We start from the raw sequence: 1,623 nt of genomic DNA on the forward strand, positions 1-1,623 counted from the left end.
GTACTAGAGGTGGATGGCGTGACAAAAAAAGGCAGAATTCGAGTAAAGATCGGCAAATTTATTTGAATGATTGCAGGAATTTTCCTGTAGTTGTCGAATTATTCTCATCAAATCGTGTATTTTCGGTTACGAATGTTCCAAATACCATAAGGAGGTGCCCCAATGCCGTTATCGCCATTGGACATACATAACAAAGAGTTTGGTCGGAGATTACGTGGCTACGATGAGGATGAAGTTAATGAATTTCTAGATCAGGTCATCAAAGACTATGAATCGCTCATTCGTGAAAATAAAGAAATGCAAAACCAAGTATTAGGCTTGCAGGAAAGATTGAATCATTTTACGAATATCGAAGAAACGCTTAGCAAAACGATTATAGTTGCACAAGAAGCAGCCGATGAAGTAAGAAACAACGCGAAGAAAGAAGCACAGTTGATCATTAAGGAATCAGAGAAAAACGCTGATCGAATTATCRATGAATCACTTGCCAAGTCTCGCAAGGTTTCTCTTGAGGTGGAAGAGCTTAAAAAACAAGCTTCCGTATACCGTGCTCGTTTCCGTACACTTGTAGAAGCTCAGCTTGAACTGCTTTCGGTAGATGGTTGGGATACGCTGGAGCCGCATGTAAGACAAACCGAGCATGAATTGACTCGCGGCTAGTTTTTTTATAAACAGGCGAAATGCCATTTGACATTTGGCCTGTTGTTACGCTATAACTAATAGTAATTAATTGATGATCTAAACTTCGTTGATGAGAACAAGTACGTTTTGAGTTCACTCCTCAGAGAGCCGGCGGCAGCTGAAAGCCCGGTGTGTGAGCTATTGCGGAATATCCTCTCTGAGAAGCGGTGCTGAACCTGCGTATGCAGCAGTAAGTGCTGACGGCTGTCCCCCGTTACAGGGAACGCGAATATTATGTTCGCGACTAAGGTGCCGCATGAAGCACAGCTGAACGTAGCTGTCTGCTCTCATTGACTTGTTGCTGGATTTCAACAGCAGTGCGGAACAAGGGTGGTAACGCGACTAAGCCTCGTCCCTTCTCATAGGGATGAGGCTTTATTTTTGTTTAAATTAGGAGGCTGAAGCGATGCAACGCGTAGACGTTAAGGAACGTGCCCGCACCCGTGAGCTGCGAGTGCTGGAGCAATGGAAAACAGATGAAACGTTTAAAAAATCAATAGCAAACCGGGAAGGCAAGCCGAATTTTGTATTTTATGAAGGGCCGCCTACCGCTAATGGAGCACCACATATCGGTCATGTACTTGGCCGCGTAATTAAAGATTTTATTTGCCGCTACAAAACAATGGCAGGATACCGTGTTATCCGTAAAGCAGGATGGGATACGCATGGTCTACCGGTAGAGCTTGGAGTTGAGAAGCAGCTAGGCATCTCCGGCAAGCAGGAAATCGAAGAATACGGTGTAGAGAAGTTTGTGAAAAAATGCAAAGACAGCGTATTTGAATATGAAAAGCAGTGGCGTGAGCTGACAGAAGGCATCGCGTATTGGACGGATTTAGACAATCCATATATCACGCTTAAAAACGAGTACATCGAGAGTGTATGGCATATTTTATCGTCAATCCACGGAAAAGGTCTGCTGTACCGCGGTCATCGCGTAAGTCC

General features: G+C 44.3%; 2 protein-coding genes and 1 other annotated feature. Both genes read left to right on the forward strand.

Features of this window, described 5'->3' with window-relative positions; all coding sequences use genetic code 11:
- Positions 1 to 162 precede the first annotated feature (162 nt).
- Entirely contained in the window at positions 163 to 660 is a 498-nt protein-coding gene (locus AC1DSE_RS35040; protein WP_477529099.1) for a DivIVA domain-containing protein, read from the forward strand.
- A gap of 79 nt (positions 661 to 739) precedes the next feature.
- Positions 740 to 1,041: a binding site (T-box leader), on the forward strand.
- A 46-nt stretch (positions 1,042 to 1,087) separates the two neighbouring features.
- The coding region (locus tag AC1DSE_RS35045; RefSeq protein ID WP_477529100.1) for a class I tRNA ligase family protein at positions 1,088 to 1,623 on the forward strand (536 nt) is incomplete at its 3' end.

The sequence above is a fragment of the Paenibacillus sp. 01L418 genome (genome assembly GCF_056400045.1).